Origin of the sequence: Providencia sp. PROV114 (genome assembly GCF_032704305.1) — a bacterium.
In the GTDB taxonomy this organism is placed as follows: Bacteria; Pseudomonadota; Gammaproteobacteria; order Enterobacterales; family Enterobacteriaceae; genus Providencia; species Providencia rettgeri.
Genome location: NZ_CP120528.1, coordinates 2352056 through 2377595 on the forward strand (window position 1 = coordinate 2352056; position 25540 = coordinate 2377595).

The 25540-nt window shown below is 39.1% G+C and carries 25 protein-coding genes; 7 read left to right on the forward strand and 18 right to left on the reverse strand.

Annotated elements, in window-relative coordinates:
* Nucleotides 1–34: 34 nt before the first annotated feature.
* The 9 genes from P3L37_RS10390 to znuA form a co-directional block, all read right to left on the reverse strand.
* The gene (locus P3L37_RS10390; protein ID WP_004910701.1) at nucleotides 35–463 is read right to left on the reverse strand and encodes a hypothetical protein; all 429 of its coding nucleotides are present in this window, start codon (nucleotides 461–463) and stop codon (nucleotides 35–37) included.
* 156 nt (nucleotides 464–619) lie between these two features.
* Entirely contained in the window at nucleotides 620–1636 is a 1017-nt protein-coding gene (locus P3L37_RS10395) for a fimbrial protein (protein ID WP_109913284.1), read from the reverse strand.
* Nucleotides 1637–1644: 8 nt separating this feature from the next.
* Nucleotides 1645–4131 (reverse strand): fimbria/pilus outer membrane usher protein, encoded by a 2487-nt coding sequence (locus P3L37_RS10400; protein WP_109913285.1) that lies wholly within the window; start codon nucleotides 4129–4131, stop codon nucleotides 1645–1647.
* A 1-nt stretch (nucleotide 4132) separates the two neighbouring features.
* On the reverse strand, nucleotides 4133–4804 hold the full coding sequence (locus P3L37_RS10405) for a molecular chaperone (protein WP_109913286.1): 672 nt from the start codon (nucleotides 4802–4804) through the stop codon (nucleotides 4133–4135).
* Between the two features lie 56 nt (nucleotides 4805–4860).
* Nucleotides 4861–5382: a fimbrial protein gene (locus tag P3L37_RS10410; RefSeq protein ID WP_110731910.1), complete on the reverse strand. Its 522-nt coding sequence runs from the start codon at nucleotides 5380–5382 to the stop codon at nucleotides 4861–4863.
* A gap of 158 nt (nucleotides 5383–5540) precedes the next feature.
* Nucleotides 5541–6428: a LysR family transcriptional regulator gene (locus P3L37_RS10415; protein WP_110731909.1), complete on the reverse strand. Its 888-nt coding sequence runs from the start codon at nucleotides 6426–6428 to the stop codon at nucleotides 5541–5543.
* 708 nt (nucleotides 6429–7136) lie between these two features.
* Nucleotides 7137–8111: a lauroyl-Kdo(2)-lipid IV(A) myristoyltransferase gene (gene lpxM / locus P3L37_RS10420; protein WP_004910694.1), complete on the reverse strand. Its 975-nt coding sequence runs from the start codon at nucleotides 8109–8111 to the stop codon at nucleotides 7137–7139.
* Nucleotides 8112–8229: 118 nt separating this feature from the next.
* Complete coding sequence (gene mepM / locus P3L37_RS10425) at nucleotides 8230–9570, reverse strand: murein DD-endopeptidase MepM (protein ID WP_004910692.1); 1341 nt, start codon at nucleotides 9568–9570, stop codon at nucleotides 8230–8232.
* A 20-nt stretch (nucleotides 9571–9590) separates the two neighbouring features.
* On the reverse strand, nucleotides 9591–10550 hold the full coding sequence (znuA, locus tag P3L37_RS10430) for a zinc ABC transporter substrate-binding protein ZnuA (protein WP_004910690.1): 960 nt from the start codon (nucleotides 10548–10550) through the stop codon (nucleotides 9591–9593).
* A 76-nt stretch (nucleotides 10551–10626) separates the two neighbouring features.
* Here znuA and znuC point away from each other — a divergent pair, with 76 nt between their 5' ends.
* Nucleotides 10627–11394, forward strand: coding sequence for a zinc ABC transporter ATP-binding protein ZnuC (gene znuC, locus P3L37_RS10435; RefSeq protein WP_004910688.1), 768 nt, complete (start codon nucleotides 10627–10629; stop codon nucleotides 11392–11394).
* Complete coding sequence (gene znuB / locus P3L37_RS10440; RefSeq protein WP_109911322.1) at nucleotides 11387–12172, forward strand: zinc ABC transporter permease subunit ZnuB; 786 nt, start codon at nucleotides 11387–11389, stop codon at nucleotides 12170–12172. Before znuC ends, znuB begins: the two co-directional genes overlap by 8 nt.
* Before the next feature lie 105 nt (nucleotides 12173–12277).
* Here znuB and ruvB read toward each other — a convergent pair whose 3' ends face one another.
* From ruvB to aspS, 6 genes are all read right to left on the reverse strand, one after another.
* Nucleotides 12278–13288 carry a Holliday junction branch migration DNA helicase RuvB gene (gene ruvB, locus P3L37_RS10445; RefSeq protein ID WP_004255021.1) on the reverse strand — a complete coding sequence of 337 codons (1011 nt, stop codon included), beginning with the start codon at nucleotides 13286–13288 and terminating at the stop codon, nucleotides 12278–12280.
* 16 nt (nucleotides 13289–13304) lie between these two features.
* The gene (gene ruvA, locus P3L37_RS10450) at nucleotides 13305–13922 is read right to left on the reverse strand and encodes a Holliday junction branch migration protein RuvA (protein WP_004910685.1); all 618 of its coding nucleotides are present in this window, start codon (nucleotides 13920–13922) and stop codon (nucleotides 13305–13307) included.
* A 142-nt stretch (nucleotides 13923–14064) separates the two neighbouring features.
* On the reverse strand, nucleotides 14065–14586 hold the full coding sequence (gene ruvC / locus P3L37_RS10455; protein ID WP_004910683.1) for a crossover junction endodeoxyribonuclease RuvC: 522 nt from the start codon (nucleotides 14584–14586) through the stop codon (nucleotides 14065–14067).
* Between the two features lie 269 nt (nucleotides 14587–14855).
* A complete protein-coding gene (locus P3L37_RS10460) occupies nucleotides 14856–15599 on the reverse strand; it encodes a YebC/PmpR family DNA-binding transcriptional regulator (RefSeq protein WP_004255032.1) in 744 nt (247 codons plus the stop codon).
* Between the two features lie 30 nt (nucleotides 15600–15629).
* Entirely contained in the window at nucleotides 15630–16061 is a 432-nt protein-coding gene (nudB, locus tag P3L37_RS10465) for a dihydroneopterin triphosphate diphosphatase (protein ID WP_004910680.1), read from the reverse strand.
* A gap of 5 nt (nucleotides 16062–16066) precedes the next feature.
* On the reverse strand, nucleotides 16067–17836 hold the full coding sequence (aspS, locus tag P3L37_RS10470) for an aspartate--tRNA ligase (RefSeq protein WP_123382002.1): 1770 nt from the start codon (nucleotides 17834–17836) through the stop codon (nucleotides 16067–16069).
* 495 nt (nucleotides 17837–18331) lie between these two features.
* Here aspS and P3L37_RS10475 point away from each other — a divergent pair, with 495 nt between their 5' ends.
* From P3L37_RS10475 to cmoB, 5 genes are all read left to right on the forward strand, one after another.
* Nucleotides 18332–18655: a DUF4377 domain-containing protein gene (locus tag P3L37_RS10475; RefSeq protein WP_109911319.1), complete on the forward strand. Its 324-nt coding sequence runs from the start codon at nucleotides 18332–18334 to the stop codon at nucleotides 18653–18655.
* 108 nt (nucleotides 18656–18763) lie between these two features.
* Nucleotides 18764–19168 carry an NUDIX hydrolase gene (locus tag P3L37_RS10480; protein WP_004910675.1) on the forward strand — a complete coding sequence of 135 codons (405 nt, stop codon included), beginning with the start codon at nucleotides 18764–18766 and terminating at the stop codon, nucleotides 19166–19168.
* A 150-nt stretch (nucleotides 19169–19318) separates the two neighbouring features.
* Complete coding sequence (locus tag P3L37_RS10485; protein ID WP_004255048.1) at nucleotides 19319–19717, forward strand: MAPEG family protein; 399 nt, start codon at nucleotides 19319–19321, stop codon at nucleotides 19715–19717.
* Between the two features lie 131 nt (nucleotides 19718–19848).
* Nucleotides 19849–20598: a carboxy-S-adenosyl-L-methionine synthase CmoA gene (cmoA, locus tag P3L37_RS10490; protein WP_004910674.1), complete on the forward strand. Its 750-nt coding sequence runs from the start codon at nucleotides 19849–19851 to the stop codon at nucleotides 20596–20598.
* 2 nt (nucleotides 20599–20600) lie between these two features.
* Nucleotides 20601–21572 (forward strand): tRNA 5-methoxyuridine(34)/uridine 5-oxyacetic acid(34) synthase CmoB, encoded by a 972-nt coding sequence (gene cmoB, locus P3L37_RS10495; RefSeq protein ID WP_004910673.1) that lies wholly within the window; start codon nucleotides 20601–20603, stop codon nucleotides 21570–21572.
* A gap of 61 nt (nucleotides 21573–21633) precedes the next feature.
* On the opposite strand, the gene P3L37_RS10500 is transcribed toward cmoB, so the two are convergent.
* Genes P3L37_RS10500 through P3L37_RS10510 form a run of 3 tightly spaced genes read right to left on the reverse strand, consistent with a single transcriptional unit; the run spans nucleotide 21634 to nucleotide 25463 of the window.
* On the reverse strand, nucleotides 21634–22410 hold the full coding sequence (locus tag P3L37_RS10500) for a dimethyl sulfoxide reductase anchor subunit family protein (protein ID WP_004910672.1): 777 nt from the start codon (nucleotides 22408–22410) through the stop codon (nucleotides 21634–21636).
* A gap of 1 nt (nucleotide 22411) precedes the next feature.
* Complete coding sequence (locus P3L37_RS10505) at nucleotides 22412–23029, reverse strand: DMSO/selenate family reductase complex B subunit (protein WP_004910671.1); 618 nt, start codon at nucleotides 23027–23029, stop codon at nucleotides 22412–22414.
* Nucleotides 23030–23039: 10 nt separating this feature from the next.
* Complete coding sequence (locus tag P3L37_RS10510) at nucleotides 23040–25463, reverse strand: DMSO/selenate family reductase complex A subunit (protein WP_109911318.1); 2424 nt, start codon at nucleotides 25461–25463, stop codon at nucleotides 23040–23042.
* Nucleotides 25464–25540 lie beyond the last annotated feature (77 nt).

Consider the following 25540-nt stretch of genomic DNA (forward strand, 5'->3'; position numbering starts at 1 on the left):
TAGGTGGGGGCTGTCTTTTATATTAGTGCTCTATCTAACCTTGAGCTTGTTTCCATTTGGCATATGCTTCGCTAATTACAGGGGCAATTTTATCATAATTTTCCCATGAATTTTCTATATGGTAAGTTGTTGGTAAATGGCCTTTAAGGACACGTTCATAATCTTCAAAATAGCCCTTCTCTTCCGCTGCATAGTAAAACTGAGTAAAAGCATTACCTTCATCACTTAAATCTTCATCTATAAATTTTTCATCACACATTGTCATCAAAAATTCACGACCATCCAACTTTCGAGCTTTAACTAATGCGAGTTCTTCCCCTGATTCTTCAGTATGAAATTCTCCTACTAAATTATTATGAATAATCCATGTTAAATAAAAGCCAATATGGGTGCCTCCATTCTCATTTGGTAAGTCTGATGGATAATCACCACCGTAATGCCAATCCATACGATCAAATGCCATAGTCGTCCTCAACTTATTCATCAATAAAAGCTAACTATAACTTACTTCAGGTTAGTGATGAATTAAGATAAAGTGCAAAATGATGGCTAAATAATAAGTAATACAAAACAGTAAAACTCTGCAGTTCACTTCTGTTACGTGCAGAGCAAATAGAGCTTAGTGATATTGTAGATTAAATTGTAGCGTACCGTTTGCTTCCCCAGCAGTTGTTATAGATTGAGTTTGGATATAAGCAGCTTCCAACGGAATGTTATATTTGCCTACATTATTTTGTTCAACGATAGGCATTAACTGATTAAGCTTAATTGGTGCTCCGTTATATTTTACTTGGATTGCATAGCCCTTCGCTGTATTTTCATCAGTTAAATTATTGAGTGCAATTGCCCCCGGTGTTTGGCTTGTGTCTTGCGATCCAATAAACGTAATTTTTATCGGTGATATAGGGTCGCAGTCTAATTGAATTTGAAAGTTTCTTTTACTCACGGAGCTTGTTGAACCAACACCTGTAAACGACGATTTGCTGACTTTACCGAACGGCACATCTATTGACTTATTTTTAACTTCGCAACCACTCGAAATAATATTAATTGGCCCTATAGTCACTTTTGGTTCAATTCTTCCATATGAGTCTGAAGCAATAAAACTATTATTGAACAAAATTAACATCGCAGCATAAGTGGTTGGTAAAGTTTGGTTTTTAACATTATTACCAACTTTATAAAAATCTGCTCTTAACTTTACAGTATATCTTGCTGATGATGCATTAGAACCACAAATTAACCTATTACTAATATTTCCATCTTTCGTATTTACTCCATCAACATACGCAGAACCAGAGCAAGGGCTCATCACTGTTCCATGTAAAGCATAACCAACACCTGAACTATTAACTTCTCTCACATAGCCTACACCAGAAATGTACCTTGAATTCCCAGATACGTTTGGTAAATATATACCAACTTCTGTATTACCAGTTACATTCCACCACACCCAAGGGGAATGCGTACCTAAATCAACTGAACCAATAAAAGTACCTACCGGTAATGTGCGTGAGACATAAAGTGTTTTATTTGAATTAACAAGTTGGTTAGTAAATTCAGCCCTAAATTCTGCAACACCAAATTGTGAATATAAAAGTAACGGAATGCCGATTTTTAATCCTAAATTATTCATGACGACTCCTATTCACAAGTTCGTTCTATAAACTGAATTTTTTCATTTTCTAACGATAATGAAAGTGGAACTGTACATTGTTGATTATGACTATTACCCCATTTTACAATGACGATACTTTGCTCTGGAACACCACTTAAATACACTTCCCCATCATTTGCAACAATACCTCCAGTCACTTGCTCTTCATTTTCTATAACAGAAACTTGTGTGCCAAATGCAATTGGTTTGCCTGCATGCTGCAGTTTTAGTAATACTCTAGCGCCGCGTTTTGCTTGAAAATTAGCTAATACAATAGCTCCTTGAGTAGGAACGACAGTTGTTGTATTAATAGCAACATCATTATTACCACTTAATGTTGCAGTATCGACACTAATTTTATTTCGTTCATAGCGTGTAACCGTAGGAATTACAGCAAAGCCTGAAGAGTTAGTATAGAGCGACTGCGCATTATTCACTTTTAAATTATCAATATCTTCAGCTTTTACGAGCACTGCAGAATCATAAATAGTACGTGATGTCGTTAGCCCTCCAGAATGCAGTAATAATGCTCCTGTTGCACCTAGATAGACAGAATGATATTTAGGATCATAATTATAGCCTGCACTGTATTCCCCTGATGAAACTATATAGTTTGCACTAATGGAATTACTATATTCATCATGGCTATGGTGGTATCTTTGTGTGAGGTCATACTGCAAATTATTATCTTCTAATTGCGTACCATTAAAACTCAATGAGCTAATAGAGTCGCCTTTTTTACTGGTATTATAGCTATAATTGATCCAATTATTTCTCCACCCTAAATCAAAAGGAATACTTAAATTTAATGACAGCATTTGGTCATTGGTATTCGAATAATCTTGCTTTGTATAAGAATAAGCAACACTGTAATTCATCGAATTATAATTAGAACTAAAACTCATTGTTAGATTTTTATCTGAACCACTTTTATCCCAATAATATTGCTGGTAACCATTCACTGATAAATAACCTATTCCGTTAAGTGATTGGGATACTGATGCTTGAAACTGTTGTTTTTTCCGATCGATGTTATAAAAGTAATTATTCGAATCAGAGAAATCATAATAATTCTTTGTTGAATAGCGATATGATGCTAAAGAAAAAGAAGTGCCTGTATCTGGAATATATTTTGAATACTGAATTCGGTATGATTGCCCTTCTGCCTTCTTTTTATCAATCAATCGTGCCGATGCTTGTGTAATATCTGTCGATATCGCACCAATATTACCTAAGTTTACTCCAGTACCTATTGTGTAAGCTTGATAGCCTTGGGAAACTAAAAAACCTCCATAAGCGGATAAGTTATATGGTAACCCATAAATTGCTGATGCTTGCGCAAAATTTGGTTTACGCCGTGCACTATCAACATTATATTTACCAATATCTACACTATATTTTAATGCACCTGCCCTTTGCATCATTGGTACCGCTGAAAACGGCTGAATAAAAGATCGGATTGTTCCATTAGCTTCTTCAATGGAGACCTCAAGGTCACCACTGTATGAAGTTGGATATAAATCATTAATTGAAAACTCACCGGGGGGTACAGTTGTTTGATAAATCACATTACCATTTTGCCTAATAGTAACAATCGCATTTGATTGTGCAATTCCTGTGACTGTCGGTGCAAAACCTCTTTCACTTTGAGGCAACATACTTTCATCGGAAGCTAACCTTATCCCACGATAAGGGTTGCTTTCCATCACACCATTATCAGAGGATGTTTCACCAATCGTTAATCGACTTTTTAAACTTCTGATATCTCGCTCTATATAGGTTTGTAAGTTATTCCAATTTGTTTCATTGGTTGTATTACTATATGTGCTATAGCTACGCAAACGCCAAGCATTTATATTAATACCGCTTCTTAAACCTAAGAATGTATTATCTCTGTTATCTCTATTTTGGTACCAATGCTTATTAAATCTTGCAGTGTAATTAACAAATGCCACATTAATTCCATCGTCCCATTCTTTCGGTTCAACGTAACCTCGGCTAGTATTTTCTAAACCAATTTGAGGAATACTAACTTGTAGCTGTTGGATTTCGAATTTGTATTGATAATTAGCGCTAGGAATAATCTGAGCAATATCGTTCAAATATTCATCACTTTCAATTACTGAGAATTTTTCGCTTGCTGAGTTTTTTACCCCCCAATCTAGTAGCATTTTTTTTGTTATTTTAGGGAGTAGTTTTTTAGTTTTATCATCAAATAAAAATGTAATATTCTTATTGTCCACCCGTTGATCATTAATATAAATATCAACAAAATAGTCACCTGGTAATTGCCCACCTGTGGATGACAAGTAGCCCAAGCTATTCACATCGGCAACTTGACTTTCAATTCCAGTGTTGATGGCATTGATATCAAATATATCTTCAGCAATTGTATTATTGGCATACAATATCAAGCTGATCGTAGTAAAAACTTTAGAATACATAAGTCTATTTTTGGTATAGAGAATTGACATCTTAGATACTCTTACTTGGTTTTTTCTCTATGATAGCGCCATAATCATTAATAAACTGAACAACTATTGAATCACCATTATTTATTTTTTTCTTAAGAATGTAGTCATTTTTAAATGGGTATATTAAGCTAGCGCCATCAATAACCTTGTCATTGATAAGAATATTTTTGATTGATAAATGATATGGTGTTTGGTTATCAATCATAACTCCATCTGATTTTTCAACTAAATTAACCTTCTCAAAATCAAAAGGTTCAATATCTTTCGACCTTAAAAATAATTTAAATTGTGAGTTTATAATTATCTGTAGCTCATTTTCAATACTATTATTTTTCGGTGGTATTGATTTAATATTAAGCAAATAGATTTTTTCTTCATTTGAATTTATAGGTTCACCTATGTATGAAATTCTCGCTGAGCCATTTGTATCTGGTTCAATTCGGAATAATGGTGGCGTAGCAATAAATGGTGCTTTACCCTCACCATTAAATGGAGAAACCCAACTTTGGATTAAAAATGGTTTTTCTTTATCACTATTAAAAATCGGGATATCAATTTCACGTTTGTTTTCTTCATAGACAAAACGTGTTCCACCTACACTAATACCTGACGCTTGAGAGATGTTAGAAATAGAAAATAAACATATACAGATTGAAAAAAATATTTTTTTCATAAAACAGCCATGATATTGATGTGAGAAAGAGGGCAACCATTGTGCCCTCCAAATAATTAATGATATTGAATGCTATATACTGCACTACTATTAGCAGGACCTGCAGTTGCTGCGCCTGTAGCTTTATAACGAGCTACGTAATCTAAGTCTACAGTTGCACCATCGAATTCAATTTGTTTTGAGTCATCAAATAATTTGATTTGTGTTGTTGCGTCTTTTTCAAATAAAGCAATACCGACATTATTTGCAACACCTGCACCTTGGTTGATGGCAAGAATATCCCGGTCTGCAGTATCACGTGTACCACCAAAGCGTACAGTTACTTTCGAGTTTGCTGGACAATCAACAAGCTTAATCGTGAAGTCTTTCAATCCTGCAACTTCACCCTGTGCAGCTAAACTTTTAGCTGATACCTTTCCAAGATCAACATTTAAATTTTTTGAATTACTATCAACTGTACAAGCAATGTCAGTTATTTCCCCGGTAAAATTAATTGTACCTGAAGCAAAAACAGTTGGCGCAGATGTTACAGCTAAAGCAACCCCTATTACTGCTAGGGATTTTTTTAGAATACTCATAATAGTTCCTATAATAAAATTTTTAATTATTAATTACTATTATATGAATAAATAAATTACTCATATTAGATGTTCTAAAGGAATATACCATTTACCTTTAGTTAAGTTAACTAATGGATACATTGAATTTTTTAAAATGACATCTAAAATATTTATGTTTAATTTTGGTTATTCATTAATTGACTCATTAATTTAGCTTTTTCATTATCAATTAGGTAGTATCTTAAAATTTCATTAGCCATTGAATTTTTATTCAGATACATATAAAAATTATAGAATGATTTTTTATTTGCTGTTTTCAGCTCTTTTAATGAATTATTATTCAATTCCTTCTGGACTAAATTTTTTGGTAACCATAAATACCCAATCGAATTCTCTGTTAATTGAATTGCTAAATCCACATTAGGAACATGAATGGTTTGGATGCTTTTTATACTATCCATATCTGTAGTTCCCAAAGCAATCAATGTTGTTTTTTCCATTGATTTCAATACATTATCAGCCTGGCAATGTTGAAGCTTATGATTTGGATTGGATACAAACACCGCCTCAACTTGCTCAAGGAATATAGGGTTTAACGACTCAACGTAATGGTGAGTAATTAATAAATCATAATTTTTAACTTCAAAAACATCTGTTTTTTTTAATAAAACACGTTTCAAATCAATATCATAATCCTTTCTAGAGCGACTTAACCCCCCAATTTTCTTCAGTATTTCATCACTTTGATATAGTGAATCAATAACAATATTAATTTTATTATTTCCTTCATAATTTAATGATTTAGCAACCTCTTCTAATGAAATTGCTTTATTTGTTACCTCTCTCGATAGCGCTAATAGCTGCTCTCCTTGTTTAGTTAATACTGCACGACGTTTTTCTAAAGAAAATATTTCAATTTCCAATGTTTGCTCTAATTTACTAATGGTGTAGCTAATTGATGATTGTGTCCTATGCAAAATTTCAGCTGCTTGAGCAAAACCACCGTAGTCAACCACTGCCTGTAGAGTTATCCATTGATCTAACGTTGTTCGAGTTTTTTCCATAGAGTCTCCAAGTATTAATCTGGGAGTCATTTTTATTATATAATTAAAATATAGCAATATATTTTATATATCGTTAATAAGTGATTATACATAATGCTTAGTATTTACTCATATGTTTAAAATTATTTAATCTCTTTTTTTTAGTATGTAAGGAATAATTTTTAATATAAAGATTGATTTTATATTTTAAATATAGCCTTACACTTATCATATAATTAACATAAATAACCAATAAATAATTTCAATTTTAAATTAAAAAAATGATAATTTCATAAAGATGAAAAAAAATAATTTTAGAAGAAAAAACCAATACTCAACTATAATTATTGTAAAGCATACAAATAATAACCATAACTGGCTAGTCATTTAATGATGATTTTGTAATGTTATCTACTGCATGGTTGGCTTTACATTAGATAAATAAAAAGGAATATCACAATATAAACATTGAAATAAAGCTGCTTCAGTATATATACTAAGATCTAATTTCATGATTAATGTTACACTGGCTAATTACTGCTAGTGATAATATCATCAGCATAATAATTACTTAAAACGATACGGTTTGATATTTATTAGTTCTAGTTTATCTGATGTTAGGCAAGTAATAATATGAACCCTCGTTCATTTTATAAATACACACTTTTAAATAAAAAAAGCCATTACTTAAAAAGTAATGGCTTAAACACTATTCTGTAAAACTAAACACTAACGGTAGAGATCTTTACGTTGATAAGGTTCTATCTCCCCCTCTTTACGCGTTTTTAATAGCTTTAATATCCATGTGTATTGTTCTAAATTCGGAGAAACCAAATATTCCAGTTCCTCATTCATTCTTCGTGCAATGTACTTATCATCCTTACCATCGATATCATCCATTGGTTCACGGATATAAATATGCAATTGGTGCGTTTTATGGTCATAAACGGGAAATAGCGGTACAACTTTCGCTTTGCAAACTTTCATTAGCCTACCAATAGCAGGTAATGTCGCCTTATATGTACCAAAAAAATCAACAAATTCACTATGCTCTTCACCATGATCTTGGTCAGGAAGATAAAAGCCCCAATAACCTTGCCTAACAGAAGCGATAAAAGGCTTAATCCCCGCCTCTCTTGAGTGCAAACGCCCCCCAAAATGGTATCTCGCTTTATTCCATAAGTAATCGGCAACAGGGTTCTTTTGGTGATGAAACATTGCAGCCATTTGTTGGCCTTTTGCTGCTAATAACATGGCTGGCGCATCAACAGCCCAGCCATGAGGAACCATAAAAATAACATTACTTTGCTGCTGTTTTAAGCGCTCTATAATTTCTTGATTATGCCAATGTGTCCTCGCTAGCGTTTTACTCGCACCACGAAGACATAACTCTGCCAACATGACAAAAGACTGTGGTGCGGTTTCAAACATGCGATCAACTAACTCTTCTCGTTGATGTTCGGTCAATTCCGGAAAACAATAAAGTAAGTTAATTTTGGCACGACGACGGCCACTTTTAGCAAGCCGCCCAACCCATTTTCCTATTTTAGCAAGTAAAGGGTCACGGATCTTAACAGGAATGAAAGCCAATCCCGCTAAAACACCAGCCCCTAGCCACACCCCCCAATATTTAGGTAATAGGTAAGAACGGTGAAAAGTTGGCACATAGCCTTTTTTACTATCAGTGTCTTGATCTTTATTCATGCTGTACTCAAGTGAATAATAGCCATCTTTCTATAGCTTATAATAATAGTTTACGGGAGCATTACAAAGAAAACTGGCAGATACAAGTACCTGCCAGTGATAAAAATAGAAACTTAAATTACTGTAGCTTGAGTTGTGGTTTCGTTTCTTTCACAAGCGCTAAATATTCTTTACGCTCTTTTCCTGTTAAACCACCAGAACTCGGTAATTTTGCGGTGAGTGGATTTACCGCTTGTTGATTTACCCACATTTCAAAATGTAGATGAGGACCAGTCGAACGCCCTGTATTGCCTGATAACGCAATACGATCACCGCGCTTAACTTTCTGGCCTGGCTTAACTAATAATTGACGTAAGTGCATATAACGAGTTGTATATTGGCGGCCATGACGGATTGCAATAAAGTTACCTGCAGCGCCGCTGTATTTTGAAACAATCACTTCGCCATCGCCAACAGCAAGTACTGGTGTGCCAACAGGCATTGCGAAATCCACACCTTTATGCGGTGCTACGCGCCCAGTAACTGGGTTAACTCGCCGAGGGTTGAATTGTGAAGAGACTCTAAACTGCTTAGCAGTTGGAAAACGTAAGAAACCACGTTCTAAACCATTCCCTTCACTGTCATAATAGCGCCCATCTTCAGCGCGAAAAGCATAATAGCTTTTTCCATTCGTTTGTAGGCGAACACCAATAAGTTGGCTCTGTTCACTGCGACCATTAAGCATTTCCCTGCTCATTAATACACTAAACTTATCGCCTTTTTTCAATTTTTTGAAATCAACCTGCCATTGTAAAGCTTTAATTACCTCACGGCCTTCATTACGCGTTAAGCCCGCTTTATTTGTACTTTGCGCAAATGTGCCGTCAACCGTACCGTTTAAAACACTGTTAGTCCATTCACCTTCGCGAATCTGCTTAGCTTCTTCAAATTTGTTTGTCGTCCCAACACGGGTAAATACACGGGTCTCACGGCGAGAAACTTCCCATGTTAATGACTCTAACTCACCCTGATCAGTTAACGACCAATTTAATGACTGGCCTATCTTCAGATTTCTCAGTGATTTATGTTGGTTAGATAGTGTTGCAACGTCACCAGCTTCAATACCGAATTGAGTTAAAATAGTCGTTAAGTTATCACCACTTGCAACAACATATTCATGGACGAGAGGCGCAGCCACTCCTCCCGTCTCTACGGCTTCTGCTTCAGTATCAGCGAGGCCTTCATCTGGTAGCTGTTCACTACTGTCTTGAATTATATCGTCGGTAGCATCACTTGCAGGTAATAATGAAAGCGGAATGATGGTATCCGGTGTACCATCATATTCAGCTGTTGTTGGTACATGAACTGGCCGCCAAATTGCGACGGCCATAGTCGCTACAGTGAGCGTACTTAATACAATTTTGTGTGTTCTAGACAGGCTACCGTATACCTGAGCCAGACTTTTGGCCATTTGCTGCACTTAAACAATTCCTTCTATTTTTAATCCAGGCAGCTGGCGTATTGCTCTGATAATTGAGTCAAAAACTGCATGTAGCTATCCGGCCCTATCGCCAGCCCAATTCCTAGTGGGTCGAGAGTTCCCATTTTCACCCCCGTATTACGTGCTACACTTTCAATCACAGCAGGCCTGAATTGAGGCTCAGCAAAAACACATTGCGCTTTATGCTCAACCAATTGTGTTCGTATTTGATGTAATTTCTGCGCGCCAGGTTGTATTTCTGGGTTTATCGTAAAGTGCCCCAATGGAGCTAATTGATAGTGTTTTTCAAAGTAGCCATAAGCGTCGTGAAAAACAAAATAACCCTTGTTTTTAGCTGGCTGCAAAATACTAGCAATTTTCTGATCATTTTGCGTCATATTTTCTTTGAATTTACGAAGGTTTACGTCTAGCTTATCTTTTTGTTCAGGATAAAGCTCTACTAAACGCTCATAAATGTCTTGCGCAGCAAAATTTGCAATTTCTGGAGACAACCAGATGTGCATATTATACTCACCGTGGTGATGATGTTCGTGATCCTTGTCATGATTAGCTTCATCTCCATGTTCATGGTCGTGTTCATCTTCATGGGACTCTGCCATAAGAAGTGGCTTAATGTTTTTCTGTTCAGCCAATGCTAGGCGTTTATTCTGTGGTAATGTATTGATTGGCTTCTGTAAAAACATCTCCATATCAGGACCAACCCATACGAATAAATCAGCCTGTTTAATTTTTTTCAAATCAGAAGGTTTAAGTGCATAATCATGGGGCGAAGCACCGTCTGGTAATAAAACTTGTGTCTCAGTGACACCATCTGCAATTCCCGCGGCAATAAAGGCCAGTGGGCGTATTGAGGCCACAACATCAGCATTCGCAGCTGATACCATTGTTGCACTTAATACGGAGCTCGCCACTGCTCCAAAAAGAAATTTGCAGGCAATGTTTTTCGATTTATGTATCATAGCAGTCTTTTTCCGTGATTTTGATTTTGAAATGTTATAATATAACACAACATGAATTCTGCAAGATGTTTTTCACATGCAACCATTACTGACTTTAAATAAGATTTCTGTTTCATTTGGCGAAAAACAGGTTCTCAATGATGTTACCTTTGAACTGAATAAAGGTGATATCGTAACCCTTTTAGGCCCGAATGGAGCTGGAAAATCAACAATTGTACGTGTTGTACTCGGGCTACTTGCCCCTACATCAGGTACTATTACGCGTCCTTCTTCTCTCGCTATTGGCTATGTTCCACAAAAACTTCATTTGGATACGACGCTACCCCTTACTGTTAAACGTTTTATGTTATTAAAACTTGGTGTTCGTAAAGAGCATTTGTTACCTGCGCTCGAAAGAGTCAAAGCAACGCATTTACTTGAACAACCGATGCAAAAGTTATCAGGCGGTGAAACACAACGTGTTTTACTGGCTCGTGCCCTACTCAATAAACCGGATCTCCTCGTACTTGATGAGCCAGCTCAAGGTGTTGATATCACAGGTCAAGTTGCACTATATGACTTAATCAACCAATTAAGAACTGAGCTTAACTGCGCTGTATTAATGGTTTCCCATGACTTGCATCTCGTGATGGCAAAAACAGATAAAGTACTTTGCATTAACGGCCATATTTGCTGTTCTGGTGCGCCCGATGTTGTTTCAAACCACCCAGAATTTGTCGCTATGTTTGGTTATCGCGGTGCACAACAACTTGGTGTATACCGCCATCAACATAATCATCAACATGATTTAGAAGGCAATATTATTGTTGGTCACCAGCACAGCAAGGACTGCAAACATGATTGAGTTACTATTACCTGGCTGGATAGCAGGCATGCTACTTGCCATTGCGGCAGGTCCTCTAGGCTCTTTTGTTGTATGGCGCCGAATGTCCTATTTTGGCGATACGCTAGCTCATGCTTCATTGTTAGGGGTCGCATTTGGGCTTCTATTAAATATCAACCCATTCTATGCCGTTATTGCTGTCACTTTACTATTAGCCTTAATTTTGGTTTGGCTAGAAAAACGCCCACAACTTGCCGTTGATACTTTACTGGGTATTATGGCACACAGTTCACTGTCTTTAGGTTTAGTCGTTGTTAGCTTAATGGCTAATGTCCGCGTTGACCTAATGGCTTACTTATTTGGTGACTTACTCTCAGTAAGCTATGAAGATATTATAACGATTTTTATTGGCGTTATTGTCGTTTGTGGGTTGCTTTTTTATCGTTGGCGGGCACTTTTGTCCATAACGGTTAGCCCTGAGCTTGCTTTTGTTGATGGGATTAATATTCAAAGACTGCGTTTATTACTGATGTTAGTTACCGCACTAACAATTGGTATCGCTATGAAATTTGTTGGGGCGTTAATTATTACGTCTTTATTGATTATACCTGCAGCAACGGCTCGGCGTTTTGCTCGAACACCTGAGCAAATGGCTTTCATCGCTGTCTTAATTGGTATGATTGCTGTAACCGGGGGGCTAACTTTCTCTGCTTTCTACGATACTCCTGCTGGGCCGTCAGTTGTGTTGGTATCGGCTATACTATTTGTTCTTAGCTTAGCAATAAAAGCGAAAAATTAATTTAAGCTTTAAGCTACATAATTTCAGTCATTACATACTATTTTTAATGTAAATGGCCCCAACATTGAAAACAATGTTGGGGCCATATTTATTCATTTAATATAATTAAATTTCTTTAGGCGTTAAACCAAAGTGGTTATACGCATGAACCGTCGCCATTCGACCTCTAGGGGTACGCTGAATAAAACCTTGCTGGATAAGATAAGGCTCTAAAACATCCTCTATGGTTTCACGCTCCTCCCCAATGGCTGCTGCGAGGTTATCAACACCAACAGGACCACCCATAAATTTATCAATGATAGCAACTAGAAGCTTTCTATCTAAATAATCAAAACCTGCAGCATCGACATTTAACATGTCCAAAGCTTGGTTAGCAATTAGCCCATCAATCGAACCATCACCTTTCACTTGAGCAAAATCCCGCACACGACGTAACAAACGGTTAGTGATACGTGGAGTTCCCCTTGAACGCATCGCAACTTGTAGCGCACCTTCTTCGGTGATATCTAACCCCATATATTGGGCACTACGCTTGACAATATGTTGTAAATCATCAACTTGATAAAATTCTAGCCGTTGCACAATACCAAAGCGATCACGTAATGGTGATGTGAGCGACCCTGCCCGAGTCGTTGCACCAATTAATGTGAAAGGCGGGAGATCAATTTTAATCGAGCGCGCTGCAGGCCCTTCACCTATCATGATATCGAGTTGGTAATCTTCCATTGCGGGATAAAGTATTTCCTCAACAACTGGGGATAATCGATGGATTTCATCAATAAATAGGACATCATGGGGCTCTAAATTAGTTAGCATGGCAGCTAAATCGCCTGCTTTTTCTAATACGGGCCCTGAAGTTGTACGCAGATTAACACCGAGTTCATTTGCAACAATCCCTGCTAAAGTTGTTTTTCCTAACCCTGGAGGGCCAAAGATGAGCAGATGGTCAAGCGCATCGCCTCGCATTTTCGCTGCTTGAATAAATATTTCCATTTGGTCTTTAACCTGAGGCTGACCAATATACTCATTCAATAGCTTTGGCCTGATCGCACGGTCAATAGCTTCTTCATCTGACTGTAATACTTCAGCAGTTATTAGGCGATCAGCTTCAATCATATTAAAATTCTCTCAATCAAAGTGCGGCACGAAGGGCATCACGGATCAATGTTTCAGAATCGCTATCCGGTTTTGCAACTTTACTCACCATTCGACTTGCTTCTTGTGGTTTATACCCTAAAGCAATCAATGCGGCGGCAGCTTCTGCTTCGATATCCGCCATATTGGGAACTTTACTGTTTACATTTGGCAGATTAATGTCGCTATTTGGATTAAATAAATCCCCATTGAGGCCTTTGAAGCGGTCTTTCATTTCGACCACTAAACGTTCTGCGGTTTTCTTACCAATTCCAGGTAATTTAACCAGTGATGCAATAGCTTCTTGTTCGATAGCGGAAACAAATTGTTGAGCAGACATACCGGATAAAATAGCGAGGGCTAATTTGGGGCCAACACCATTTACTTTGATCAGCTCTTTAAATAATGCCCTTTCTTGCTTATCGTTAAAACCATAGAGTAACTGGGCATCTTCACGAACAACAAAGTGAGTAAAAACAATAGCTTCCTGACCAATATCGGGCAGTTCATAGAAACAAGTCATTGGCATATGGACTTCATAACCGACACCTTGTAGTTCTAATAATACGATTGGAGGTTGCTTTTCTAAAACAATACCACGTAAACGACCTATCACATTGAAGCCCTCTATTACTAACTAAACCTTGAGCAGGTTGGTTTATTATCATTAATACTGTTGTTTATACCACAAAAAATGCTGGATGCATATCCAGCTACACGCTATTTATTAATAAGCAATTCTGTTTAAGATAAACTCGCTATCTTAAACGTCCACGAGTTAAAACTAACCGTGGGTCGCCAACTTTTAAAAGATTTTGATTGAAATGGCAATGTGTAATCGCAATTGCCAAAGCATCTGCTGCGTCAGACTGTGGGCTCGCTGACAATTTTAGAATTGATTTAACCATATGCTGTACTTGGCTTTTTTCTGCGGCTCCCGTACCTACAACTGTTTGTTTGACCTGACGAGCTGCATATTCAAATACGGGTATATTCATGTTTGCAGCAGCAACAATGGCCACGCCTCTCGCTTGCCCAAGTTTTAATGCGGAGTCCGCATTCTTCGCCATAAAAACTTGTTCAATGGATAGTACATCCGGTTGATATTGTGTGATAATTTCCGAGACACCCGCGTAAATTCGTTGCAGACGACTTGGTAAATCATCAACTTGTGTACGAATACACCCACTACCTAAATACAGTAGTTGCCGGCCTTGCTGGCGAATAACACCGTATCCCGTAACACGAGAACCGGGGTCAATACCTAAAATAATCGCCATATAAATTTACTTATACCTCTTTATATTAATCATGTTGTTCTAATAAGCTTCATAATACTATCCATCTCATAATACTATCAATTTCAACTAAATAGCTATTTGAATAGCTGATAAAAACTAAAAGCGAGTTAGCTCGTTGATATAGAAGAAAGTATAGCGGATAAGGGAAAGGAAAGAGTAGAAGGCGTTAGAGAAAACAGGCTGCGCCAGCCCGCTTTCTCTACGCGGATTATGCTAAATGACTATGCCGCCATTTAGTGCCTCACAAATTACAGTGTGGCAGCGACTTCGTCAGAAATATCACCATTGTGGTAAACTTCCTGTACATCGTCTGAATCTTCTAACATATCAATAAGACGTAACAATTTAGGCGCCGTTTCAGCATCCAGCTCTGCTTTGGTCGACGGGATCATTGATACTTCTGCAGCTTCACTGGTAAAACCCGCAGCATCTAATGCGTCTTTCACTTCACCAAAAGTTTCTGGCGTTGTGTAAACATCGATTGCACCATCATCATAAGTTTCAACATCATCAGCACCCGCTTCTAATGCCGCTTCCATTATGGCATCTTCATCAACGCCCGGTGCATAAGTGATCACGCCGCGTTTAGTAAATAAGTAAGAAACGGAGCCGTCTGTACCCAAGTTACCACCTGTTTTAGTGAATGCATGGCGCACTTCTGAAACAGTACGGTTACGGTTATCACTTAAGCATTCAACCATAACTGCTGTCCCGCCCGGGCCATAACCTTCATAAATGATGGTTTCCATATTATCGTTATCATCATTACCAACACCACGTGCGATAGCACGGTTTAAGGTGTCACGAGTCATGTTGTTCGATAATGCTTTATCCACCGCTGCACGTAAACGTGGGTTTGTTGCGGGATCACCACCACCTAAGCGGGCTGCTGTGACTAATTCACGGATAATTTTAGTGAAAATTTTACCGCGCTTAGCATCTTGTGCCGCTTTACGGTGTTTGGTGTTGGCCCATTTACTATGACCTGCCATGAAATATCTCCAAAAAACGTCAATAAATAATTAAACAGCAAATTCTAAAATAGCCTGACTATTGCTCCAGGATTTCGTTAAGCTCGCCGCTTCATCAGGGGCTAGCCAACGATATTCGCTGTGTTCCGTCAGTAATGGCATTTTTTCTTCACTTTGCACCATTTTAAACCAATGTTCTTTGCAATGCGTAACATCAGGTGCATAACGATGCCTGAAATGTGGGAAAATTTCAAAGATGATACTGTGCGACAAATCTTGCAGCTGGTTTTGTTCAACCTCAAAACCCGTTTCTTCTTTAATTTCACGACACGCCGTTTCATACGGCGTTTCATCAGGCTCCAAACTTCCGGTCACTGATTGCCAGAAGTCTGGGTCGTCTTTACGTCGTAACATAAGCACCCGTCCACTACTTTGAGCCACAATAATGACTAATATCGATTCCGGGCGCTTATATTTTTTCATTGAACTTACTCTTCGTCTTTCGCAACCACGGCGATAGCGAGCTCCGTCAATGCATCAGGATTCGCATGGCTTGGAGCATTCGTCATTAAACATGCTGCCGCTGTTGTTTTCGGGAAAGCAATAACATCACGAATATTATCGGTTCCTGTTAACAGCATCACTAAACGGTCAAGACCAAAGGCTAATCCTGCGTGTGGTGGCGTGCCATATTTCAATGCATCTAATAAGAAGCCAAATTTTTCGCGTTGGTCTTCTTCATTAATGCCTAAAATACTAAATACCGTTTGTTGCATTTCATTGCGGTGAATACGTACTGAACCACCGCCAACTTCGTAACCATTGATGACCATATCATACGCATTAGCAACGGCTTCTTCGGGTTTACTGGCCAATTCTTCAGGTGAGAAATCTTTAGGAGAAGTAAATGGATGGTGCATCGCAGTTAACCCGCCCTCACCATTATCTTCAAACATTGGGAAATCAATCACCCACAGTGGCTGCCAGCTATTTAAATCGGTTAATTCAAAGTCACGACCGACTTTCAAACGTAGCGCGCCCATTGAATCGGTTACGACATTTTTTGCACCCGCACCGAATAACAAGATATCGCCATCAACTGCGCCTGTGCGGTCTAGTAACTGGTTAATCACATCTTCATTCAAGAATTTTGCGACTGGGCTTTGAATACCTTCAAGGCCTTGAGCTCGTTCGTTAACTTTCATCCAAGCCAAGCCTTTCGCACCATAAATACCGACAAATTGACCATATTCGTCGATTTGCTTACGCGTCATAGCAGCGCCACCTGGGACTTTCAGAGCCGCAACACGGCCTTTCGGGTCGTTTGCTGGACCTGAGAACACCGCAAATTCAACACCTTTTACGATATCCGCGACGTCCACTAACTCCATTGGGTTACGTAGGTCTGGTTTATCTGAGCCATAACGACGCATAGCTTCTGCAAAGGTCATGATTGGGAAGTTACCTAAATCAACCCCTTTTACCTCTAACCATAAATTACGGATCATACGTTCCATAATTTCACGCACTTGCTCTGCGGTCATAAACGAGGTTTCAACATCGATTTGGGTAAATTCAGGTTGACGATCTGCTCGTAAGTCTTCATCACGGAAGCATTTTACGATTTGGTAATAACGGTCAATACCAGACATCATCAGCAATTGTTTAAACAACTGAGGTGATTGCGGTAATGCATAAAATTTACCTTTATGAACACGGCTTGGTACTAAATAGTCACGAGCACCTTCTGGTGTTGCTTTGGTTAACATTGGTGTCTCAACGTCCAAGAACCCTTCGTTATCCATAAAATTACGAACAAAGCTGGTGATTTTGGCGCGCGTGCGCAGACGCTCAGACATCTCTGGGCGGCGTAAATCTAAATAACGATATTTTAAACGACGCTCTTCTGTATTCGTTTGGTTGCTATCTAATGGCAACGGCTCTGACTTATTAAAAACATTCAGTTCTTCAGCAAATACTTCAATCTCGCCCGTTGCCATGTCTTTATTTTTTTGGCTATCTGGACGTGCGCGTACTGTCCCTGTGATTTGGATACAGAACTCATTACGCAGCTCTGACGCTTTTTCAAATATGTCTTTACGATCGGGATCGAAGAAAACTTGCACGATACCTTCACGGTCACGCATATCGATAAAAATCAAACCACCTAGATCGCGACGGCGGTTTACCCATCCACTAAGAGTGACCTTTTGGCCTTCGTGAGCGATGTTTAACTGCCCACAATAATTAGTACGCATACAATATCCTTTTACTCAGCTTGTTGTGCATTTGCTTGCTGCGGAAATTTGGCATTTTGCTGAACATTGAGCTGAAAATTCAGAATGTCAAAAAGGCAGACATTATACAGGAAATTCTGTTAGACAAATAGTTACGTATTCTACATAACACGTAAACCATTTTGTTTTTAATCATATTTTCATCAATTATTGTTGTGGCTAATCAACAATAACAAGATTGAATGGCGAGATAGACGCCTATCATGATGATCCTATCGATTTTAAGGGACTATCCGCACCATGTACATATTGCAGCAGAGGTTTATTTTGTTAGTTCGATGTCTTTTTGAGCAAAGTAACATCACTTAATGTTTTCCAATTCAACTATTGATTAATAAATACTTCTTTAATCATTAATCTTTCTATTTCAGAATCGTTACCTTTTTCAGTTTGCTATAATCACAACAGACAGATATAACGCTGAATTAATCACCATCTGCAGTTTAAGGATTGCCCATGAAAAAATTGTTACTTGCCACTTCCATGTTCGTACTACTCGCTGGATGCCAAAACATGAAACCCGCAGAGACTGATAATACAAAAACTTTTTACATCGATTCTTCACTTGCTGATTGTATGGGAGTTGCCCCAATGAAGTGCATGAAAGTGAAAGAAAATCCAAGTGATGATTGGCAACTTTTTTATAGTTCAATTCAAGGCTTCGAATACCAACCAGGCTTCTCTTATACCTTGCAAGTGAAGCAATTTGATGTGCCAAACCCACCCGCTGATGCGCCAAGTATCCGTTATGAATTGGTAAAAATCGTTGAGAAAAAATAATTTTTAAACAATATAATTTAAGTCATTAAGTAATTTTATCATTTTACTTAATGACTCACTTACAGCAATAATTCTCTTATCATCGTTAAATAACAGAGTGGCCATATTATGAGTGCTAAAATCATTGATAAGCTTGGGTTAATCACCTTATCAGATCACAAAATTGCGATGGTACGTTCCCATAATAAAAGTTTGTTTTACATCCCCGGCGGAAAACGCGAACAAGGCGAGACTGATGAACAAGCGCTCTGCCGTGAGATTAGCGAAGAATTAAAACTTGAGCTAGATGCCGCTTCTATCCGGTTTTATGGTGAGTTTATTGGCCCTGCTGATGGAAAAACAGATGGAACGCAAGTCCGTATTCGTTGCTACTTTGCAGACTATCAAGGCGAGCCACACCCTGCTGCTGAGATTGCTGAGCTAGATTGGTTCAGCATTGACGATTTACCGCGCTGCTCAACCACGGCGGTGACTATTTTAACTCGCTTAAAGAAAGAAGGTTTGATCAACTAGAGCATGAGGACTACCCAAAAAAAGTTGTGATTTCATTTGTCTAACGGCTTTTTAGGATTTACAATTCACAAAATATTGTTAATACCCATTACTATAACTTATATTTTTAGGTGTTTTCATAGTTTGATTCGTTTTATGGTGGAGTAAAAAATGGTCAGCTCTTTGTATGCTGTACTGGGTGCCTTACTGCTGCTTAGATTATCCTTAAATGTTGTGAAGCTGCGTAATCAATACCGTATAGCTTATGGTGATGGCGGTTTTTATGAGTTACAAACCGCAATCCGCGTTCATGGTAATGCCATCGAATACATTCCCATCTCATTAATTTTATTGCTTTTAATGGAAATGAATGGCGCACAAGTGTGGATGATTCATATTTGTGGCCTGATCTTAATTGCCGGTCGAATACTGCACTCTTATGGTTTGAAAAATCACGATTACTCATATCGCCGTTCAGGCATGGTAGCAACTTACCTTGCAATGGCACTGATGGTTATCGCCAATACTTATTACCTACCTTGGCTGCAAATCGTTTCATTTAATCTTTAGTTTTTACTCTCTGTAACGGCACAAGTTATTAATGTGCCGCTCATTATTTCATTGCTTATGGATTGATTTTCAGTAGACAGCCTTTCTGATACAATCCTTTACTACTTTTGTTTTTGCTTAATACAGAACTTATGTCAAACTCAGATCCAACCTCAAAAGATCGCCTTTTCTCTGCGCCTATCGCTAACCTTGGTGACTGGCAATTCGATGAAAAAGTTGCTGAAGTATTCCCTGATATGATTCAACGCTCCGTTCCAGGGTACTCTAATATTATTACGATGATTGGCATGCTTGCGGGTCGTTTTGTCAAACCCCACAGCCATGTTTACGATTTAGGCTGCTCTTTAGGTGCAGCAACCTTATCAATAAGGCGTAATATTACAGTAGAAAAAAGCAAAATTATTGCTGTTGATAACTCTCCGGCTATGGTTGAACGTTGCCGCCGCCATATTGATGCCTATCGAGCGGATACACCGGTTGACGTTATAGAAGGTGATATTCGTGATGTAAATATCGAAAATGCTTCCATGGTTGTGCTCAATTTTACTTTACAGTTTCTCAACCCAGAAGATCGCCAATTATTACTCAGTAAAATATATCAAGGGCTACAACCCGGCGGTATTTTAGTCCTTTCCGAGAAGTTTAACTTCGAAGACAAAGAAATCGGTGAGTTATTATTCAATATGCACCACGATTTCAAGCGGGCAAATGGCTATAGCGAATTAGAAATCAGCCAAAAACGTAGCATGCTAGAAAATGTGATGCTCACAGATTCTGTTGATGCACATAAAGCGCGTTTAAAAAATGCCGGTTTTACTCACTGTGAAGTTTGGTTCCAGTGCTTTAATTTTGGTTCACTGTTAGCCATCAAAGAGGTCTAGGCATGATTGATTTTGGTCGTTTTTACCAACAAATTGCCGTTGGCCCGCTAAGTCATTGGCTTGTAACGCTTCCAGCACAACTTTCAGAATGGAAAAAACAAGGGTTACACGGTGGTTTTTCTTCATGGGAAAAAATGCTAGATAACCTGCCAATCATGGTTCCTACTGATTTGGATTTACAGCATAGCGTGACAGCGACACGTGAACCCGAGCTCACTGCAGGCGAGACTCGCCGCCTAAATAATATTCTTCAACAATTAATGCCATGGCGCAAAGGCCCATTTTCTCTCTATGGTGTCAATATTGATACGGAATGGCGCTCCGATTGGAAATGGGATCGCGTATTACCCCATATTTCATCACTAAAAGACCGTTATGTCTTAGATGTCGGTTGCGGCAGCGGTTATCATATGTGGCGTATGTTAGGACAAGATGCCAAATTTGTCGTTGGGATTGACCCAACGGAATTATTTCTATGCCAATTTGAAGCAGTAAGAAAGCTATTAGGCGATGATCAACGCGCTCACTTGTTGCCTTTAGGTATTGAACAACTGCCTGAGTTGAAAGCATTTGATACTGTGTTCTCAATGGGTGTACTTTACCACCGCCGTTCACCACTCGACCATTTGTGGCAACTTAAGAATCAATTAGTCAGCGAAGGAGAATTGGTTTTAGAGAGCCTGGTTATTGAGGGGGATGAGTTTCAGTGTTTAATCCCCGGTGAGCGCTATGCCCAAATGCGTAATGTCTATTTTATACCTTCCGCTAAAATGCTCAAAGTTTGGCTAGAGAAATGTGGTTTTGTCGATGTCCGAATTGTTGACCAAGAAGTAACCTCTTTGGAAGAGCAACGCCGCACACAATGGATGAAAACAGATTCACTGGCTGAATTTTTAGACCCCAATGATAAAACTAAAACTATCGAAGGTTACCCCGCACCACTACGTGCAATTTTAGTTGCCCGTAAGCCATAAAGATAAAATGCCTATGGCAATCAAGTCATAGGCATTTATTGTCATAGTGGTTAAGAAGCGATTACATTGTTATTTGCCATAGATTATAGAAGGCAATTCGGCCAGATAACTCTGCTAAAATAACCGCTAGCGCACATAGGCTTAATAGTACGGATGAATTTCTTCCGCGATATAACAGCGCCGGGTAAACAAATAACATCACCGCTAAGACGACTAACTGGAAGCTCCAAAAACCAGCTTGCTCGGCACTAATCTCTGGCCCTGTCTCGCCTAAAAATGACACATAAGCCGCGCGAGTAGCAAAAATAATAATTGAACCAATCAAAAATACCATCGCCCCTAACCGCTGAGCGCCAAATAGGATAGCTAACGCGCCACCAGCGACTAATAGTGTCATCCACATTTGTAATGTCGTGAAAACAGTAAACCAATTGGCTACTGTGGCAATATTATAAACTTGAGGAATTGACCATACGAATGCCAAACCAAAAATAACCGTGGCAATATTACACAGTTCACTTAGCGCTTTATTTTTAATCAATAAGGTGAATAATAAAGTTGCGGCCCCAAAAGCGACAAAAATACCACTGAGTAAAGCTTCATTACTCATTGGTGAGCGGCCTACGCCTAAAAGCATATTAAAGAAGCGTAGAGGCTGCCCAACGTGTAATCCTCCAATGACTAGCGCAATGATCATGATGACAAATGCCGCTATATTGGCATGACGTAATTGGTTTTCGCCCAACATCCCCAGTTTTCGGCTCGCATACGCCAATAAATATAAACCTGCTGCCGACTGCCCCAATACGGTGAAAAAAACGAGTGGAAGTTCGTGCATGTTATACCTCTGCTGGGTTTTGTAATTTCCCGCTTTTGTCACCACAAGGTTTAGCATCTTTATGCGGCTTAATGACAATATTAGGATTAGTAAGAGATGGGTTTGGCATGGGGGCTACCCCACTAATATTGCCATGTCGCTCGCGAAGGATGTTGATATCATCAAAGTCCAATGCGCGTTGTGGGCAAGATTCAACACAAACAGGCTTCATCCCTTTTTCGACGCGTTCATAGCATCCATCGCATTTACTCATCAATTTTTTCTTTTCATCATACTGTGGTGCGCCGTATGGGCAACGTAACTCGCAGTAGCGACATCCAACACAAATTGTTTGGTCGACCACCACTAGTCCGTCTTGCTCACGTTTGTGCATAGCGCCAGTTGGACATCCTGCAACACAGGTTGGGTTAGAACAATGATTACAGGATATTGATAGATAGTAGCTATAAACATTCTGTTGCCATATCCCCTCTTGTTGCTGCCATGTTCCACCACCAAACTCGTATACCCGACGAAATTTAGGCCCTAAATCAAGGTCTTTTTCATCCTTACAACTCACCTGACACGTTTTACACCCAGTGCATTTTGTTGAGTCAAAATAAAAACCATACTGTTTCATTCATCGCTCCTTATGCACGTTTCACGTCAACTAAGTTAGTATGTTGTGGATTCCCTTTAACAAGGGCGGAAGGTTGTTGTGTCGTTAGTGTATTGATACAACCGCCAATATCGACCCCCTCCTCATTGACTTCTCGCCAAGCACCTTGCGGGACTGCAATCACACCGGGTAATACGCGCTCCGTCACTTTTGCTTTAATATGCATACGTCCACGGTCATTGAAAATTTCAGTAATATCACCATCCTGAATACCGCGAGCTGATGCATCAATTGGGTTAATCCAATACTGGTGAGGAACGGCTTCGCGTAACATCGCAATATTAAAATATGAAGAATGCGCATGGCCTTTATCGTGATAGCCTGTCATTTGCAGTGGATATTTTTGTTTAGCTTGCTTGTTTTCAACGCCTTCAGCATTTACACAATATTCAGGTACAGCAGGTATTCGCTGGTCAGTTGGGTATTCCCACTCTTTCGCTATCTTAGCGAGCCTTTCTGAATAAATTTCAATTTTACCCGATGGTGTGGGTAATGGCGCGGTTTCAGGTGAGTCTCTGAATGGTTTTAATGCAATATAATCTGCACTGTTTGCCAATTTTCTATCCACGATCCCCATATCATTCGTTTCTTCGAACGTTGGCAAGTGTGGATTTTTTTCTCGCATCAGGTTATAGCAATGTTCTATCCACTGCTCATGAGTACGACCTTCAGTAAATTGGTCTTTAATACCCAGTTTTTCAGCAATATCAGTTAAAACATCATAAGATTGGCGACACTCCCATAATGGGGTAATCGCATTTTGTAGGCGAATAGCGTAGTGATAAGCACCGCTGGCATACGAGTTATTAATTAAATCATTTGATTCAACGCTGGTCACATCGGGTAAAATTAAATCCGCATATTTAGTCGATGGCGTCATATGCGTATCCCACACCAAAATAAATTCGCATAAAGACTCATCTGTTAGAATCTTGTGGGTTTTGTTTAAGTCAGAATGTTGATTACCCGTGACATTACTCGCATAGTGCCATAAAAATTTCACATTCGTTTCAAGACGCTCTTTACCAAGCAGTGTTGAATTTGTCGCCGTCATTTCGGTTCCGCGCGCAATCGCATCTGTCCACATAAAACACGGGATCTTGGTTTTAACTGGATTTGGGATAGCAAAACCTGGCACCGAATACGCCACGTTTCCTCCCCATCCTCCGGCATTCGTTCCTGGACGTCCAATGTGCCCCGTGACAATCGGTAACATCATCACAGCCCGTGCAGCTTGTTCACCCGATGCCGTTCTTTGCAATCCCCAGCCTTGAGAAATCCACGCGGCTTTCGCATTACCTAACTCACGAGCCAGTTGAATAATACGAACCGGTGAGACGCCTGTAATTTGGCTAGCCCACTGCGGTGTTTTTTCAATACCATCCTCACCGAGCCCTAAAATATAATCCTTATATGAGCCATTTTTGGGTGCAGACTCAGGAAGTGTCTGGCTATCCCAACCCACACAATATTTCGCTAAAAAAGCCTCATCCGTTAATTGTTCTTTAATCAATGTATGGATAATCGCAGCCACAAGTGCACCATCTGTCCCCGGATAAATTGGGATCCATTCAGCGCCTAGCGTTGTCACGCTATCGGTACGGCGCGGGTCAATAATAATGACTTTAGCTTGGCTTTTTTCTAATGCTTTTAGGGTTTCGTAGAATTGGCCGCCACCGGACATCCGTGTTTCCGCAATATTATGACCAAACATCACAACTAAATCGCTATTGGCTATTTCAGACAACAGTGAATCATCCAACTTGCCATAAACATACGGAATAACGCCGTTTATTTGTGCAGTTGAGTAGGTTCCATGTTGATCAAGAAACCCACCGAGTTGGCTTAGTAACCGCTTACAGGCATTACGCCCTTGTAAATTAGCACCAGTAGATCCTGAACCATACTGATAGTAAATCGCTTCATTGCCATATGTATCAATGGTTGAGCGCAATTTTTGCGCCACAATCGTCGTTGCTTCATCCCAACTGATCCGTTTAAATTTTCCTTCTCCCCGTTTACCTGTACGCAATAACGGGTATTTCAAGCGGTCTGGGTTATAGGTTTTCCAGCGAACAGAACGCCCTCTCAAGCAAGGACGTATTTGATGTAAACCAAATTGCGTGTCGTCATACATGGTTTCATTCGATATACGAGTAATGACGTCATCTTTTACATGTACTTTGAGCGGGCAGCGACTGCCACAATTGACTAAGCATGCGCTGTATTTGATTTTTTCGCTGACTTCATCGGGTTGGATTGTGATGGTTGGTGTTGCTTGAGCGGAAAAAGGGAGAGAGATGGAGCTGATAATAGACGTTGTCGTAGCGACAGAGGCAGAGGCTTGAATAAACTGTCGCCGGCTCAGCGCTTTTTCCCTGATTTTATTGATCATTACATTGCTACCTTATTAATTATTATAAATTGAATTACTTAGTATTCTTATAGTAATTAGATAGTAGCCTTATAAAA